Here is a 16,543-nt window from a genome sequence, read left to right on the forward strand (position 1 = left end):
GGCTTTTTGCGTTTCGGGGGGAATCAGATCCCCATGCTGCCCAGCGCGTTGACGATATTGCGCAGGGTGCCGGCAATCGCTGGGTGTTCGACTTCGAAGCGTTCAACCGCCAGATTCACGCCATCGGCGATGCTGGCGTCTTGAGTGGCATTTTCCAGTTGAATTTCGGACTCAATTTGCGCCATCAGCACACGCAGGTCTTCACGCTCAACTTCCGACAGCGGCGGATTCTGCTCCAGTTGCTCGCGCAGGGCATTCAGCTGTTTTTGCAGTTCTTGGGCGGGCATGGTGGTTTCCTTTTATCAATAGGCACTGGCATTGACCGCAGCCGCGCGCCAAAGGTCTATGGCTGACCTTTAGATTAATCCACTCCCGGCAAACCTGCATGATCCCGATCAGGGCTTTTCGCCTTTGAGCCGGCGCAGGCTGATGTCGGCGAGACAGGTGTCGAGCTCGCCCAGATGATCGATGACCGAATGCACGCCGAGGCCGAATAGTTGCATCGTCGCCTTGCCACGCAGTTGTTCGCGTTCTTTCTGGCTCAGCGCTTGCCATTCCCCCGGCGCCAGGCCGCACAGCGAGCCGCAGGAGGCGAGGCCGATGGTCCACAGCCCGGCATTCAGGCCGGCCTGCAACAGGCGCGGCTCACCGCTGACCAATACGCAACCGTCCAGACTGCTGACGTTCAGATCCATCAGGGCCTGCCAGCAAGCGTTCGGCGCAGGCCATGGATTGATTGTTGCCGAATATTGCGCGGGTTTGATCCAGGCCGGTAGCGAGTTTGATAACGATTGGGCGAGGGCAGGGGGCAGTTCATCCAGCCAGGCGCAGGGAATCTGCTGGCGCTGCAAAATGTGCAGACTGTCGAGCGCGCCCGGCGTGGCCTCGGCATATTCGGGCCGGGCGACGGTATTCAGACGAGCGCGAGCACCGAAATCCACCAGACAACCGCTGAGTCCAAACAGTACAGCGGTCAGGCTCGGCGCGGCGACGGGCAAGGTTTCGGCGTGTGTCATGGCAGCGTCCTTGAAATAGCGATAAGGCTAGTCATTCCAGGTGACAGTTGCGTGACGGCTATGTGAAACGCGGCGTGGGAGGCGTCCTACAACTTTGCACAATTGGCCGACTGCCCAAACGGCCTTTTACGCTTATACTAGCGGCCTGAACACCCGGACCCAGATGTCCGCGACAGTACAAATCCAAGGAGTTTTTCTATGCGCTGGAGCAATCCGCTCGCTCAGCTTTGTGTATGTGCCGGCCTGTTGCTGGCTCCGTTCGCCACTCAGGCGGCAACGGAAGAAGACCCTTGGGAAAGCGTCAACCGTCCTATCTTCGAGTTCAACGACTTTGTTGACACCTACGCGCTGAAGCCACTGGCGCAGGGTTACGAGTTCGTGACTCCGCAGTTCCTCGAAGACGGCATTCACAACATGTTCCGCAACGTCGGTGATGTCACCAACCTTGCCAACAACATCCTGCAGGCCAAACCGGCCGCTGCTGGCGTTGACACTGCGCGTCTGATCTTCAACACCACGTTTGGTCTGCTCGGCTTCTTTGATGTCGGCACCAAAATGGGCCTGAACCGCAGCGACGAAGACTTCGGTCAGACCCTCGGTTACTGGGGCGTAGGTAGCGGTCCATACGTGATGCTGCCGCTGATGGGGCCGAGCACTTTGCGTGATGCGCCTTCCAAGTACGTCGACAGCTACACCGGTATGTACCGCTACATCGACCACGTGCCTACCCGTAACTCGATCTTCGGCCTGAACATCGTCGACACCCGCGCCAGCCTGCTGTCGAGCGAAAAGCTGATCAGCGGCGACAAGTACACCTTCATCCGCAACGCTTACTTGCAGAACCGCGAGTTCAAAGTGAAGGATGGCCAGGTCGAAGACGATTTTTAATCGCGACCGGTAAAAAGGAAGGCGACCTCAGGGTCGCCTTTTTTGTGTGTAGCTATTTCATCTTCAGAATGGTCAGACCGAGTTTCTGGCCGCCGCCATCCTGTGCTCGAATCCAGACCACTTCGGTCTCGGCCTCAAGGCCGCTGAGTGCGGCGTGATCGGAGTCGATGCGTACGCTCAAACGGTCGCCAACCGCGAACTGGCGCGGCGCTTCGACCTGCATGCCACTGCTGGAGAGGTCGATGCACACACCTGAAACCTCATCGCCTTCATGAATCAACACGACATCGGCATCGACCCGCATGCGGATGAAATCGCGCTTTTCGCTGTAGTCCCGACTGGTTTGACTCATAGGTTCGTCCTTCCATTGGGTTACGGTTTGAGCTGTTCTTATAACTCTCGGTGATTTGACAAGTAAAGTCGTCAAGCGACCATCGGCGCATGCTTGAAACGCTCTGCGGATGGGAGTACCGTCTGCGCCTTAGAAGGGCACCTCTGGTGTAACCGCGTTTGTAGCCAATGCTCGAAAGCGGTGCAGCAGAGAGGCTAGAAAGCGAATCCAGTAGTCTGCGCAGGGCCCGATGCCCCGCCAACTACGCCAACCTAATTCTGGCGCCGTTTGCCCACATGCCAAAAACCAGTGCCACGCTGCTGATAATCGATGATGACGAAGTAGTGCGCGCGAGCCTCGCGGCCTATTTGGAAGACAGTGGTTTCAGCGTCCTGCAGGCCAGCAACGGCCAACAGGGTCTTCAGGTATTCGAGCAAGACACGCCCGACCTGGTCATCTGCGATCTGCGCATGCCGCAGATGGGCGGTCTCGAACTGATCCGTCAGGTCACCGAGCGGTCACCGCAGACGCCGGTGATCGTGGTGTCGGGTGCCGGCGTGATGAACGACGCGGTCGAAGCCCTGCGCCTGGGCGCAGCGGACTACCTGATCAAGCCTCTCGAAGATCTGGCTGTGCTCGAGCACTCTGTGCGCCGGGCCCTGGATCGTGCGCGCCTGCTGCTGGAAAACCAGCGCTACCGCGAGAAGCTGGAAAAGGCCAACCGCGAGCTTGAGGCCAGCCTGAACCTGCTCCAGGAAGACCAGAACGCCGGTCGCCAGGTGCAGATGAACATGCTGCCGGAAAGCCCGTGGAGCATCGACGAGTTCAAGTTCGCGCACCAGATCATCCCGTCGTTGTATCTGTCGGGTGATTTTGTCGACTATTTCCGTGTCGACGAGCGCCGGGTCGCGTTTTACCTGGCTGATGTCTCCGGTCATGGCGCCTCTTCAGCCTTCGTCACTGTGCTGCTGAAGTTCATGACCACGCGCTTGCTGTTCGAATCCAAGCGCAACGGCACTTTGCCGGAATTCAAGCCTTCGGAAGTCCTTGGTCATATCAACCGGGGGCTGATCAGTTGTAAGCTGGGTAAACACGTCACAATGGTCGGTGGAGTCATCGACGAGGAGACCGGTTTGTTGACCTATAGCATCGGCGGCCATCTGCCGTTGCCTGTGTTGTACACGCCTGACAGTGTTCGTTATCTCGAAGGGCGTGGTCTGCCGGTGGGGCTCTTCAATGAAGCCACCTACGAAGACCGCGTGCTTGAGCTGCCGCCGACGTTCAGCCTGACGCTGATGTCCGATGGCATTCTGGATCTTTTGCCAGAACCTACGCTCAAAGAAAAAGAAGCCGCTTTGCCTCAACGGGTGAAGTCGGCGGGCGGCAGCCTGGATGGTCTGCGGCAAGTGTTTGGATTGGCCACGCTAGGGGAGATGCCGGATGATATCGCCCTGTTGGTGTTGAGCAGGAATCTTTAATGAGTACCGGTAGAATCCAGTTCGCCGAGCAGGACGGCACCTTCGTCCTGAAGTTCGTCGGTGAAGTTCGCCTGACCCTGTGTTCGGCGTTGGATGCGACTATTGAGAAAATCTTCACCGCGCTGAATTTCAACGCGATCGTGATCGATTTGACCGAAACCCGCAGCATCGACAGCACGACGTTGGGCCTGTTGGCCAAACTGTCGATCCTGTCGCGGCAGAAGGTCGGCCTGCTGCCGACTGTCGTCACCACCCACGAAGACATCACCCGTCTGTTGCAATCGATGGGTTTCGAGCAGGTGTTCAACATCGTCAACCACCCGGTGCCATGCCCGGAGTGCCTGGACGATCTGCCGGATCAGGACCAGTCGGAAGAAGTGGTGCGGATCAAGGTGCTCGAAGCGCACAAGATCCTCATGGGCCTCAACGACTCCAATCGTGAAGCGTTTCATGACCTGGTGAATGCCCTCGAGCGGCATTGATCTCATGACGTGATGTTGTCTGGGCTGGCCCCTTCGCGAGCAGGCTCGCTCCCACACTGACCCGGCGTCGATCACAAATCCCCCTGTGGGAGCGAGCCTGCTCGCGAAAGCGGCCGCAAGATCACCAGGAATTTCCCAGCAGCCACAAAAAAGGGCGAACCCTCACAGGTTCGCCCTTTTTGCATTTCAGAAAATCACATCACAGCTTGGCCTGCAGCAGCGCCTCAAGCTTCTCCTGGTCGCGGGCAAACTGACGAATGCCCTCAGCCAGTTTCTCAGTGGCCATCGCGTCTTCGTTGGACAACCAGCGGAACTGCGCTTCGTTGAGGCTCAGACGGGCTTCACCGGCGTTGCCCGGGGCCAGTTTGCGCTCCAGCTTGCCGGTGTCGGCGGCCAGTTTATCGATCAGGTCCGGGCTGATGGTCAGGCGGTCGCAGCCGGCCAGTTGCTCGATCTGATTGAGGTTGCGGAAGCTCGCGCCCATGACCACGGTCTTGTAGTCATTGGCCTTGTAGTAGTTGTAGATGCGGGTAACCGACTGTACGCCCGGATCATCAGCACCGGTGTAGTCGTTGCCGTTGGCCTTCTTGTACCAGTCGTAGATGCGGCCAACGAATGGCGAAATCAGGAACACGCCAGCGTCAGCGCAAGCGGCGGCCTGAGCGAAGGAGAACAGCAGGGTCAGGTTGGTCTGGATGCCTTCCTTCTCCAGCACTTCGGCGGCGCGGATGCCTTCCCAGGTCGAAGCGATCTTGATCAATACGCGATCACGGCCAATGCCGGCCTTGTCGTACAGCTCGATCAAGCGATGCGCGCGTTTCAGCACGGCGTCCTTGTCGAACGACAGGCGTGCATCCACTTCAGTGGAGATACGGCCCGGAATCACTTTGAGAATTTCCTGACCCACTGCGACGCCGAAACGGTCGCTGGCCAGGCCTACATCGCCCTTGCAGTCGCTGACGCAGGCGTTCAGCAGCTCGGCGTAGGCCGGAATGGCCGCCGCTTTGAGCAGCAGGGAAGGGTTGGTGGTGGCGTCGACCGGTTTGACCCGGGAGATCGCTTCGAAGTCGCCGGTGTCGGCAACAACGGTGGTGAATTGTTTGAGTTGTTCCAGCTTGGAAGTCATGGGCGTGCTCTGTCCTATGGGTCTGATGACATTACCCGAGCGCTGACGGCCACTCAAGGGTAGGTGCGTGTATCGATGGCCCCTGCGGCAACAACCTGAAAACGATTGTTTGAAAGGCGGGGCGCGGTATCGATGAATACGATGCCAAAACGGCCAACAGGTTCAAAGCAACCGACCTGCGTACAGGTCGGTTGTACACGCACTATTGAGCGTTCAACAGGGCTTCGACCGACATGCGCGCCGGTTTCGGCTGACCGTCGGAGGTCAGCAGGCCGAAGTTCTTCTCGCGGTCGTTACTGCCGGAATCACTGTTCTTCCATTCATAAATGGACGTCAGCGGGATGTTGAGTTTTTTAACATCGCCGATAAACGCGTTGATCTTGCTCGCTTGGCCTTCAGGCCCGCCGTTGGAGGCCAGTGCCGAGATACCCCATTCACTGATGATCCCGGGCACATGAAAGTTCTGCTGAATGAAGTTCTGCGCGTTGCTGATCTGCGTAGCCGTCATGCCGTAGGGGTGATAGGACACGGCGCTCAGGCATTTGGGGTATTCGCTGACGATGCGGCTCAGCGCCACCGTTGAAGCAGAACCTGCGCTAGGTGGGCGGGCGAAACCGTAACCGATCACCGGCGTCGATGGCGGCTGTTCTTGCAGCGCCTTGCACACGCCGCTCATGAACGGCACAAACGTGGTGTCGAAATTGCGCGTCGGCCAGTAGGTTTCCAGGTCCGGTTCATTCCATAACTCGATCGCCACCAGTTGCACGCCGTACGACTGTTGAAGCCCCGTCACGGCTTTGGCGAAGCCTTCACCGGCAGTGGTCAGCTCGGCGCTCGATGTGGCGGGCAACGCCTTGATCGCGCGGACCGTCAGCAACACCGGCAGGCCCGCAGATTGCGCCGCCGCAAAGGCATCGCTGACCTGTTTCTGATAAGCCTTGGCCGTCAGGCTGTCGCTCCACACACCGAAGCGGACAAAACCGAATCCGGCCGATTTGATCTGCGCGGCGTCGGCGGCCGTGAAGTTCTGGATCTTCACCTGCACGCCGATGTTCTTCGCCGGAAGGTTTGGAAACAGTTCGCTGGCGTGAACCTGAGTTGCAGCCCCGGCCATCATCAGTGCCAACGCGCCGAGTTTTTTGAGATGTGTTGTTTTCATGTCTGCTCTCCCGAAGAGAAGTGACAACTGCGAATAAATGATCTCGTTGCTCAATTTTCGAGTGAGGTGATGGCACTAAGTGCACGAATGTTATTTTTTGTCGGAAAACAATCAGCCGAAAATCACAGTTATTTTTAGTCCGTTAATAGTGGTTGGGGGGCTTTTAAACGCTGTGGTACTTAATGCTTCGGTACTAACAGGGCGAATCTATTTCCGAGTGAACAAAGATCTGAGGGTTCATTAAATTGCTCTCGGGATGTTGGCCGTTTGACATTACACAGGAAAGTAAAACCTTGTTCAGAAAGATCCTTGTCGTTTGCGTGGGCAATATATGCCGTAGCCCGACGGCAGAACTGATGCTGCGTAACGCGCTGGCCCCCTCAGCGATCACCGTCTCCTCCGCAGGCCTGTCGGCACGGGTGGGCGAGGGCGTCGAAGCGTCCGCCCGCCAAGTGCTCGAAGACCATGGCCATAACGCCGAAGGCTTCATCGCACGGCAACTGACCGCAGACATCGTCAATGAATCAGACCTGATTCTGGTCATGGAAAAACAGCATGTTAATCAAGTATTGAAGATTGCCTCTCATGCCAGAGGCAAAGTATTTCTGCTCGGCAAGTGGCAGAGCGAGCGCGAAATACAAGATCCGTATCGTCAAGGCAAGGCCGCTTTTATTCATGCCCATGCATTGATTGAAGATGCTGTCAGCTCATGGGCACAACGCCTCGCGCGTTGATGAATATTCTTCAGATCAATGAATGGTAAGAACAGACTTATGCAGTTACCGTCCGTCATCGGCACCCGCGACAATGATCAAGACAGTATTGATCTTCTCGGCATATTTGGCAGTTTGATCGACCAGAAATGGTTGATCGGCGCGCTCACCGGCGCCTTCATGGTTACCGGTGTGGCCTACGCAGTGTTGGCCACGCCCGTGTACCTGGCGAATGCGCTGGTGCAGGTCGAGCCGAAAAAGAACGACATGCTCGGGTTCTCCGACCTCAACAGCATGCTCGGTGGGCAATCGCCGTCGGTGACCGAAATCGGCATCATCAAATCCCGCGCAGTGATCGGCAAAACCGTCGACGACTTGCGCCTGGACATCGATGTCACCCCCAACACCTTCCCGATGATTGGTGGCTTTCTCGCCCGGCGTTATCGCGGCCAGACCGAAACCAGCGTCGCCGCACCGCGTTTTGGCCTGAACAGTTACGCCTGGGGCGGTGAGCGCCTGGAGTTTGCCCGGCTCAATCTGCCGAAAGAACTGTTGGGCAAGAAACTCACCCTGATCGCCGGCGAACAGAAGCACTTCCAGTTGCTCGATGACAACGACAACCTGCTGGTCGAAGGCGTCGCCGGCGAAGCGTTCGCGCAGGACGGTGTAGAAGGGCAGATCAGCCAGTTGCTGGCCAACCCCGGCACGCGTTTCGAAGTGGTGCGCAACCCGCGAATCGTGACCATTCAGGGTTATCAGGACGCGCTGGATATCTCCGAGCAGGGCAAGGAATCAGGGATTATCAAACTGGCGCTGGCCAGCAGCGACGCCGCTGAGGCGGTGAAAATTCTCAACAAGATCGCCGCGCTTTATGTCGATCAGAACGTACGCCGCACCTCGGCGGAAGCGGCGCAGAGTCTGGCTTTCCTGCAGAGCCAGTTGCCGCAGGTCAAACGTGATCTGGCCAAGGCCAGCGATGCGCTGAACGCCTACCAGACCCACGGCAAGACCGTGAACATCTCGCTGGAAACCCAGTCGGTGCTCGGTCAGTCGGTGGCGCTGGAAACGCGGATCTCCGAGCTGAAAATGCAGCAGGCGGAGATGGACCGCAAGTTCACCAAACAGCATCCGGCCTATCGCGCGTTGATGAGCCAGATCGGCGAGTTGACCCAGCAACAGAAGTCGCTGGAAGGCAAGGTCGGCGATCTGCCCGCGACCCAGCAGGAATTGCTCAACCTGACCCGCGATGTTGAAGTGGCCTCGCAGATCTACACGCAGTTGCTGAACAAATCCCAGGAACTGGACATCGTCCGCGCCGGTGCCGTGGGTAACGTGCGTCTGGTCGACGCAGCGGACGTCGACCTGACCAGTCCGGTCAAACCGAAAAAAGCTCTGATTGTGTTGATTGCGACCTTCCTCGGCGCCTTCGTCGGCGTCGCTCTGGTGCTGCTGCGCAAATCCCTGAGCCGGGGTCTGGAAGGCCCGGAAGCTATCGAACAACTCGGTTTGCCGGTGTACGCGTCGATTCCGTACAGCGCCTTGCAGGATGAAGAAGACAACAAAAAAGGCCGCGCCCGCGACGGTGTCGACAAGCCGGCGTATCTGTTGGCCCTGCGTAACCCGACCGACCTGTCGATCGAATCGATCCGCAGCCTGCGCACCTGCCTGCATTTCGCCGGGCTCGATTCGACCAACAACCGCATCATGATTTCCGGGCCGAGCCCGCAGGTCGGCAAGACGTTCGTCTCGTCCAACCTCGCCGCGGTCATGGCTTTGAGCGGCCAGCGCGTGGTGCTGATCGATGCCGACATGCGCAAAGGTCATCTGCACAAAACCCTCAACACGCCGATCACCAACGGCTTGTCCGACCTGCTGGTCAAGCGCTGCAGCATCGACCAGGCGATCAACAAAGTCGAAATCGACAACCTGCACTTCATCAGCCGTGGTCAGGTACCGCCGAATCCTTCCGAGCTATTGATGCACGCCAACTTCCGCGAGCTATTGGCGGAACTGAGCGAACGCTACGACCTAGTGATCATCGATACGCCGCCGCTGCTGGCGGTGACCGATGCGGCGATTGTTGGCCGTGAAGCCGGGATCAGCCTGATCGTCACGCGCTTCGGGGTGAACCCGGCCAAAGAGATCGAACTGACCATTCGCCGCTTCGCGCAGAACGGCATCGAGCTCAAAGGCGCGGTGTTCAACGGCGTCGAGAAGCGTGCCGCCAGCTACTACGGCAATGGTGGTTACGGCTATTACAACTACGAATACGCGTCCGACAAATCCTGACTGTCAGCGACTGTTTTTTCCTGTTTGAAGTGGGTGATTTGTGAAGAAAATACTGCACGTGGCAGAGACGATCAAAGGTGGCGTCGCGACGGTGATCCGGACGATTTCGGCTTCGCCTGAAGGCGATGCGGCGAACTACGAGCTGGTGTATCTGGTTCCGGATGATCAGGCCAAAGAGTTGCACGGCATCGGCGCGCAACAGATCCGCACCTTCCCGCGTACCGGGCGCAATGTGCCGTCGCTACTGCGTTTTGCCTGGCGCCTGACCCAGGTGATGCTCAAGGAAAAACCCGACGTGGTGCATTTGCACAGCACCTTTTCCGGAGTCATCGGCCGGTGCGTGTGTGTGCTGTTGCGACCGTGGCGCAAGCCGAAAATCGTCTACTGCCCACACGCGTTTTCGTTCCTGATGGAAAGCTCGCCGACCAAGCAGAAAGTCTATGCGTGGATCGAGCGAGTACTGCAGAAAGTCACCGACGTGATCATTTGCGTCAGCCAGTACGAACTCGACAAAGCCGCGCGCTTCGGCATCGAGCGCAAGCGCATGAAGCTGATCTATAACGGCATTCACCGCAAGGACGACGCGCCGAAAGCGGCGAGTCCCGAGCCGATTCATCTGCTCTTCGTCGGTCGCCTCGATTATCAGAAAGGCTTCGACGTGCTGCTCAAGGCCTTCGCCAACGTGCAACGCAAAGACTTGAAGCTGACCGTGGTCGGCAGCGCGGTGAACGAGGACGCGGTGGAGTGCCCGCCGATGGACTCTGTTGAATACCTGCCATGGGTCACGCCGAGCGAAGTGCAGGCGCTGTACCAGAAAGCCGATGCGCTGATCGTGCCGAGTCGCTGGGAAGGTTTCGCCATGGTGCCGCTGGAAGGCATGGCCATGGGTTTGCCGGTGATTGCCAGCAACTGCACCTCGCTGCCGGAACTGGTCACCAATGAAGTCTCCGGTTATGTCTTCCCGTCCGGTGATCACCAGGCATTGGCCGACGTGCTGACGATCATCCAGAAGCCGCGCCTGCTCGACCTCGGCAACGAAGGACGGAGCATCGTCCGCGAGCGTTTCAGCGCCGCGTTGATGATTCGCCAGACCTACGACCTGTATCGCGCTCCCACTTTTTAAGTAGAACTCAAGCATATGAACGTAACGATTTTGCATGGCTACAGTGCGTCCAACTCCGGTGACGGCTTGCTCGTCGATCTGGCCATCGCGCTGGTGCAGCGCAACTTTGGTGAAGACACCGCGATCAGCGTGGTCGCTTCCGATCCGGACTCTTTCAGCTACTTGCCGCACCCGCGCTTCGACGCGCCGGTGATGGCGGCCAAGGGCTTGGGCCGGGTCAAGCAAGCGGTGTTTCTCAATCAGTCCTACGCCGGGCTGGCGGATCTGTTGAAGAAAACCGACCTGATCGTCGGTGTCGGCGGCGGCTACATGCGCTCGAAAAGTGCCTTCGAACACATCAAGTTGAAACTCGGCCACGCCAAGCAACTGGAAACCGCGATCCTCAGCAAAGTGCCGTCGGTGTACCTGCCGCAAAGCATCGGCCCGTTCCATGGCGAGAGCAGCAAGATCGTCGAGCACTACGCCAGCGCCGACGCGGTGTTCGTGCGTGACAACCGCTCCTCGGCGATTTTCGATGCCTGCGCCAACGTCTACCGCGCGCCGGATCTGGCGGTGCAGTCGTTGGCGAGCAAAATTCTTCAGCAAGCGAAATTCACTCGCTGCGCGTCTTCGCCAGCCACCGTGTGCGTGGTACTGCGCAAGCCGCCGGAGTGGAGCAAGGAAAAGAAAGTCGCTTACGTGGCCAATCTGAAGTTGCTGCTGCAGCGTTTGAAGAACAAAAGCAAAGTGGTCTGCGCTGTACAGAGCGCGGTGCGCGGCAACGATGACGGCGCGTTCTATCGCGAGTTGGGCATCACCGAAGACTTGCTGTCGTTGAAAGCAACGATTGCCAAATATCAGCCGGACCTGGTGATTTCCGTGCGTCTGCACGGCGCCATCGAATCGCTGCTTTCCGGCGTGCCGGCGTACCACATCAGCTACGAGCGCAAAGGCTTCGGCGCCTATCAGGACATGGGCGTCGACGACTGGGTGATCAATGGCGGCGACATCAATGTCGACACCATCATCGACACGGTTTATGCGCCGAATGCGCTGTCAAATTTCGGCAAACGCCTGACCGACACCTGCCGTGAAATCGAAGCAAAAACCGTGGCCATGGACGAGATCATCAAGGGTGTCGTTCGATGATATTTCGGCTACTGCTTCGCGGCGGAGCCTTGGGCGCGAAGTTTTTGCTGGTGTTGGCGATCACCCATTACCTCGGGTATGAGGCGCTGGGTTTTTACGGCGTGGTGGTTGCGGCCTCGCTGATTGCGTCGAAGTTCTACAGCGTTGGTTTCAGTTCCGAGATCAATCGCTTGATCAGCGTTGGCGGCAGTTCGCGCCGGGTTGTCGACAGGGTTTTGCTGCTGTATCTGGCGGTCGGACTGGTGCTGTCGGTAGCGACGGTGCTGATTTATTCACTGTTCCAGACAGTTGAAGCGCCGGCCGCGCTGATCCTTTGCGTGACGCTGGTGTTGCTCACCGAACACCTGTCGTTCGAGATCAACTCGTTCGTGTTTTCCGCGCAGAAAGCCACGGCGGGCGCGTTGCTGTTCTTCGTCAAGACCGGCCTGTGGGCGGTGTTGGCGGTGGGCGGGATGATGCTCGATTGGGTGTCAGGCATCGCCAGTGTGTTGTGGCTGTGGGTCGCCGCCAACGTGCTGGTGATCATCGCCGGTTACCTGATCGTGGTGAACGTGCACAAGGGCCGGGTCGCCGGCACGTTGGCCACGGCCACCGTGTGGAAGGCCGGGTTGCCGTTTTACCTCGGCACCGGTTTGATCGCGCTGAGTCAGTACGCCGAGCGCTTTCTGATCATCGATCTGGAGCCCTACGCCAGCCTCGGTAAATACGTCTACGCGTGGTCGGCGGCGAATACCTTGCAGGCGTTGTCGTATGCGGTGGTGGCGGTGGTCGGGATTCCGGTACTGGCCAAGCGTTTTCAGGCTGATCAGCAGGCATTCACGGTCAAGCAACTGTTCATCAACAAGTGGGTGATGCGCTCGCTGGTCGTGTCGGCTGCGGTGGCGGTGGCGATCTATGTGTTTTTCAACGTGGTGCTCGATTACGTCGCCACCAGCGTTCCGCGTCCGGACAACGCGATCCTCGGCGTACTGATTTTCTCCTTCGCCTTGCGCGCGATTGGCGACATCGTCTGGGGCGGGTTGATTGCCTCGAGAAACAGTCGCGTATCGCTCGCCAGTGCGGCGATCTGCCTGTTGGTTTCAGTGCCGGTGAGCTGGGTGCTGATCAAGCATTATTCGATCTACGGCGCGGCGTGGGGCAATGTCTTCGCGATCATCGTGCAGCTCGGTGTAATCGCCGTACTGACCCGCGTGACCGGTGCGAAGAAGGCTGCCGTGTCATGGGCCTGAAGCTGCCGTGCATCGAGTTTCGTGGCAAGCGACTCGATTCGTATGTCTCGTTCCTGATCCTGTTCACCGGGCTGTTTCTCTCGGTGGCGATGCCGCTGTTGATCCCGCGTGATCCGGGGCCGGATGCGATGACCTTGTGGTCGTCCTACGCGCGTGCCGACAACTGCAATTTCTGGAACCCGTTCTCGCCCGATCGCTCGTCCTACGAGTGTTCGGCGTTCCTGCTACGGCCCACCGGGATCAACCTGACCAATGCCTGGGCCTACGGCATGTTCTGTAATTTTTTCCTCACGGCGATTCCGGTGGTGGTGTTTCGGCGCATGCCGTTGGCGATCTTCGGCACCCTGTGTCTGTGGGGGATTGTGCGCTCGTTCTTCCTGGAGAACCTGACCAAGGAAATCATTGTGTCGGTGGCGGTGTTGAGCATTCTGCTCAGCTCGCTGACGCGTAAATATCGCGGTGGGTTTTTCCTGTCGGCAGTGATCTACGGCGTGCTGATTCGGCCCTACTGGATTCTGTTTTCGCTGTCGTGGGTGGGCGTCTGTGTGATGAAAAAGTACGTGTCGCGCACGACGTTCTTCCTGATGCTGTTCTTGTTTTATCTCGCGGTGGCGATGTCGATCCAGCTCGCACTGGGCTTTCCGGTGTCATCGATTCGCGCCAGTAACAACGAACTGCGCACGGCGGGCGAGGAGGGCTCGAAATCCTTGATCGTGTCGTGGCTCAGTGGCAGCGACTTCGTTTCGCAGGCGCTGGACTCGATGATCATCTTCTTCCGGTTGTCGTTCCCGGTAGAGCTGATTCTGCTGTCCGGCCCGGGTCAGGTGATCTTCGTGGCGTTGATGATCATGACCGCGTTGCTGCTGTTCAAAGTCATCACCTCGACTGATTACAAAGGCGCGCCGATCCAGACCAAACCCAAGGAACTGATCGCCATTCCGCTGGCGTTTCTACTGGTGCAAGGGCTGTTCGAGCCGGACTTCGGCTCCTTCGCCCGGCACTTCTCGATGGTGGTGCCGGTGTTGTTCGTTGGCCTGGGCTTGATGCTGCGGGCGAACAAACCGGTGCAGGTTGAATCAAGAATTCTGAATTGAGGCAGGTGCTTTATGTCGAGCAAGAAAAAGTCCCTGGAGATTGAAACCCTGCGTGGCCTGGCGTGCCTGTTGCTGGTGCTCTATCACGTCATCGGCCCATTGGGCGGCGGGTTGAAGATCGATATCGGCTCGCCGTTCCGGGTGATCGCCGATTCGATGGTGTACGTTCGTATGCCGTTGTTCACCTTCATCTCCGGATACATCTATTCGATCTACAAAATCCGTGGCAACGACTTTTCCGCGTTCTTCAGCGGCAAGGTGCGCCGTTTGATCGTGCCGCTGTTTTGCGTCGGCGTGCCGTTCTCGGTGTTGCAAGCGGTGGGGCCGGGGGTGAACAAGGACGTTGGTGTGATCGATGCGTTGTTGTCGTTCTGGGTGCCGATCAACCACTTCTGGTTCCTGCAGGCGGTGTTCATCATTTTCATGTTCGTCGGGCTGTTGGAGTGGCGCGGGATGCTGCGCTCGGCGACGCGGTTGTATGGGGTGTTTGTGTTTGCGGCTGTGTTGTTTCTGTTGCCGCCATTCAAGTTCGATGCGTTCGGGATCAACGGCGCGATTTATCTGCTGCCGTTTTTTGTCGCGGGGATGATTGGCCAGGAGAATGTCGACCGGTTGAAGCAGACGTTCAAAGTGATCGGGCCGCTGGTGTTTGTGTTGATCTCGCTGACGTTGTTGTATGTCGCGGCGATTGATCGCGAGCTGATTGTTGATCGTCGCAGTCTGATTGGTTTGACCGTGGGTTGCGTGTCTTGCATCGCCTTGCTGTCGAGTGATATGCGCTCGAAGGCGCTGACGTGGCTCGGTGGTTATTCGTATGCGATTTTCCTGTTTCATGTGCTGTTCGCGGCGACGTCGCGGTTTGTCCTGGGGCGGTTGGGGGTGAAGGATGAGAGCTTGCTGGTGCTCGGCGGGCTGAGTTGTGGCTTGCTCGGGCCGGTGGTGTTGTCGATAGTTTTCAGTCGGTTCAATTTCACTTCGGTGTTGTTCCTAGGTGAGCGGGCGGCGAAGAAGAAACCGTTGGTGCCCATCACTCCGGTGCCGCAAACCCACAGCAGCTAAGAGCTTCGCGAGCAGCGGATCTTTGTCGTACACAATTCCTGTAGGAGTGAGCCTGCTCGCGATAGCGGTCTGTCAGTCAGCATTTCATTACCTGACCCAACGCTATCGCGAGCAGGCTCACTCCTACAATTGATCTGTGTACATCCCGGTATTCAGTGGGCCATTTCAGACTGAAGGAAATTTTGCATGTTGGCAGTAGATGACGCTCAACCCGTCGCAGCGTCGGTGGTTCAGGTGGGCGATGCCCGTGAGCGTTTTGCGCAGTGGCGTGAAGGCAAGGCCGGCAAGGTTTTGTCGGTCTCGGTGATCGGCGACAGCTACAGCGCCGGGCAGGATTTCTACCTGAACAAACTGGTGCAGCGCGTGGCCGGGGAGGTGGGGTTTGCCGGGCCGGGTTACGTCGGCTTCAACCACGGCGCGGCGCTGGGCGGCACGCATTTCAAATACACCCGCAGCAGTGACAAGTACTTCGGCGGCGACTGGAAGGTTTCAGACTTGGGCCAGGCGAGCCCGGACAGTCGCACGGTGACAGGCCGGCCCGGCGCATGGTTGCAAGTGGATGCGAGTCCGACGCCGCGCATCGATACCGCTGTCACTCAGGCGAAACTGCTTTATCTGGGCAACGGCGAATCCAGCGAGATCCGCTATCGCTGGTCTCCCGCGCAAGACTGGCACCCCCTCAAGCTTGAAGGATCAGGGGTTCAGGAAGTCGCGCTGACAGGTCTTTCGGCAGCGAAAGACTGGTCCTTCAAACTCGAGGTCGTGAAGGGCGCGCCGACGTTGTTCGGCCTGTGGATGAGCAACGATCAGAACGGCGTGCGGGTCTCGAAACTGGCGGCATCCGGCGCGGCGTCTGCGGATTTCTATCACCAGGATCCGCAATGGCAGGTGCAGTGGAAAGCTGCGGTGTCGAAGATCCCCGCGGATGTTTACCTGATCATGCTCGGTGGCAACGATCAGGGCTTCGGCGTGAAGCCCGCGCAGTATCTGCAGAACGTTCAGGGGTTGGTGGGCATGCTGCGTGAGATTCAACCTCAGGCGAGCATTAACTTGATCATGCGCCAGGACACCACACGCTCCAGTGCGTATCCGATGTCGGCATACGCGCAGGTACTTGAACCGTGGGCGCGTGAGCAGCATCTGGGGTACGCCAATCTGCAATGTGCGTTCGGGCCGGACGTCAAACGCTACGCGGCCGCGATGATCGGCCCGGACAAGATTCATCCGCTGCCGGCCACGGGCGGGAAGGTGATTGCTGATTACTTTTATGGCTGGATCATGGGCGCCAAGGATCGTTGCGACGCCGCCCCTAAATAACACGCAAACCCCAGAGCGGTGATCGTTCCCACGCTCCGCGTGGGAATGCCGCCCGGGACGCTCCGCGTCCCTTCGCTGGGTGACGCAGAGCGTCACTGGATGCATTCCCAC

16 protein-coding genes are annotated in these 16,543 nt (G+C 58.4%); 11 read left to right on the plus strand and 5 right to left on the minus strand.

Translation table 11 applies throughout. The annotated features are described in order from the left end of the window. Positions 1–23 precede the first annotated feature (23 nt). On the minus strand, positions 24–287 hold the full coding sequence (locus KBP52_RS27990) for a DUF4404 family protein (RefSeq protein WP_122596978.1): 264 nt from the start codon (positions 285–287) through the stop codon (positions 24–26). A gap of 108 nt (positions 288–395) precedes the next feature. Beyond that, on the minus strand, positions 396–1,016 hold the full coding sequence (locus tag KBP52_RS27995; RefSeq protein ID WP_077573822.1) for a phosphatase: 621 nt from the start codon (positions 1,014–1,016) through the stop codon (positions 396–398). A 198-nt stretch (positions 1,017–1,214) separates the two neighbouring features. Between KBP52_RS27995 and KBP52_RS28000 the strand changes: the two genes are divergently transcribed. Then, the gene (locus KBP52_RS28000; RefSeq protein ID WP_116030884.1) at positions 1,215–1,904 is read left to right on the plus strand and encodes a VacJ family lipoprotein; all 690 of its coding nucleotides are present in this window, start codon (positions 1,215–1,217) and stop codon (positions 1,902–1,904) included. A gap of 52 nt (positions 1,905–1,956) precedes the next feature. On the opposite strand, the gene KBP52_RS28005 is transcribed toward KBP52_RS28000, so the two are convergent. After that, the gene (locus KBP52_RS28005; protein WP_102902253.1) at positions 1,957–2,256 is read right to left on the minus strand and encodes a PilZ domain-containing protein; all 300 of its coding nucleotides are present in this window, start codon (positions 2,254–2,256) and stop codon (positions 1,957–1,959) included. A 275-nt stretch (positions 2,257–2,531) separates the two neighbouring features. On the opposite strand from KBP52_RS28005, the gene rssB reads away from it, so the two are divergent. Together rssB and rssC are read left to right on the plus strand one after the other, a co-directional pair. Further along, positions 2,532–3,713 carry a two-component system response regulator RssB gene (gene rssB, locus KBP52_RS28010; protein ID WP_212621405.1) on the plus strand — a complete coding sequence of 394 codons (1,182 nt, stop codon included), beginning with the start codon at positions 2,532–2,534 and terminating at the stop codon, positions 3,711–3,713. After that, a complete protein-coding gene (gene rssC / locus KBP52_RS28015) occupies positions 3,713–4,195 on the plus strand; it encodes an anti-sigma factor antagonist RssC (protein ID WP_003226553.1) in 483 nt (160 codons plus the stop codon). Before rssB ends, rssC begins: the two co-directional genes overlap by 1 nt. Before the next feature lie 199 nt (positions 4,196–4,394). Here the strand turns inward: rssC and tal are convergent, their stop codons facing one another. Both tal and KBP52_RS28025 read right to left on the minus strand, forming a co-directional pair. Next, positions 4,395–5,321: a transaldolase gene (gene tal, locus KBP52_RS28020; protein WP_038362268.1), complete on the minus strand. Its 927-nt coding sequence runs from the start codon at positions 5,319–5,321 to the stop codon at positions 4,395–4,397. A gap of 202 nt (positions 5,322–5,523) precedes the next feature. Beyond that, positions 5,524–6,480 (minus strand): cellulase family glycosylhydrolase, encoded by a 957-nt coding sequence (locus KBP52_RS28025; protein ID WP_212621406.1) that lies wholly within the window; start codon positions 6,478–6,480, stop codon positions 5,524–5,526. A gap of 293 nt (positions 6,481–6,773) precedes the next feature. On the opposite strand from KBP52_RS28025, the gene KBP52_RS28030 reads away from it, so the two are divergent. The 8 genes from KBP52_RS28030 (at position 6,774) to KBP52_RS28065 (ending at position 16,432) form a co-directional block, all read left to right on the plus strand. Then, positions 6,774–7,214 (plus strand): low molecular weight protein-tyrosine-phosphatase, encoded by a 441-nt coding sequence (locus KBP52_RS28030; protein WP_077573818.1) that lies wholly within the window; start codon positions 6,774–6,776, stop codon positions 7,212–7,214. 39 nt (positions 7,215–7,253) lie between these two features. Beyond that, positions 7,254–9,482: a polysaccharide biosynthesis tyrosine autokinase gene (locus KBP52_RS28035; RefSeq protein ID WP_077573817.1), complete on the plus strand. Its 2,229-nt coding sequence runs from the start codon at positions 7,254–7,256 to the stop codon at positions 9,480–9,482. 40 nt (positions 9,483–9,522) lie between these two features. After that, positions 9,523–10,605 (plus strand): glycosyltransferase family 4 protein, encoded by a 1,083-nt coding sequence (locus tag KBP52_RS28040; protein ID WP_095124333.1) that lies wholly within the window; start codon positions 9,523–9,525, stop codon positions 10,603–10,605. Positions 10,606–10,620: 15 nt separating this feature from the next. Further along, on the plus strand, positions 10,621–11,733 hold the full coding sequence (locus tag KBP52_RS28045) for a polysaccharide pyruvyl transferase family protein (protein WP_108225791.1): 1,113 nt from the start codon (positions 10,621–10,623) through the stop codon (positions 11,731–11,733). Beyond that, positions 11,730–12,962 carry a phosphoribosylaminoimidazole carboxylase gene (locus KBP52_RS28050; RefSeq protein ID WP_212621407.1) on the plus strand — a complete coding sequence of 411 codons (1,233 nt, stop codon included), beginning with the start codon at positions 11,730–11,732 and terminating at the stop codon, positions 12,960–12,962. The genes KBP52_RS28045 and KBP52_RS28050 overlap by 4 nt, the downstream gene beginning before the upstream one ends. Then, a complete protein-coding gene (locus KBP52_RS28055) occupies positions 12,953–14,056 on the plus strand; it encodes a hypothetical protein (protein ID WP_016986717.1) in 1,104 nt (367 codons plus the stop codon). Before KBP52_RS28050 ends, KBP52_RS28055 begins: the two co-directional genes overlap by 10 nt. Before the next feature lie 12 nt (positions 14,057–14,068). After that, on the plus strand, positions 14,069–15,115 hold the full coding sequence (locus KBP52_RS28060; protein WP_212621408.1) for an acyltransferase: 1,047 nt from the start codon (positions 14,069–14,071) through the stop codon (positions 15,113–15,115). A gap of 186 nt (positions 15,116–15,301) precedes the next feature. Then, entirely contained in the window at positions 15,302–16,432 is a 1,131-nt protein-coding gene (locus tag KBP52_RS28065) for a GDSL-type esterase/lipase family protein (RefSeq protein ID WP_212621409.1), read from the plus strand. Positions 16,433–16,543: the final 111 nt, after the last annotated feature.

It is taken from the genome of Pseudomonas sp. SCA2728.1_7 (genome assembly GCF_018138145.1).
In the GTDB taxonomy this organism is placed as follows: Bacteria; Pseudomonadota; Gammaproteobacteria; order Pseudomonadales; family Pseudomonadaceae; genus Aquipseudomonas; species Aquipseudomonas koreensis_A.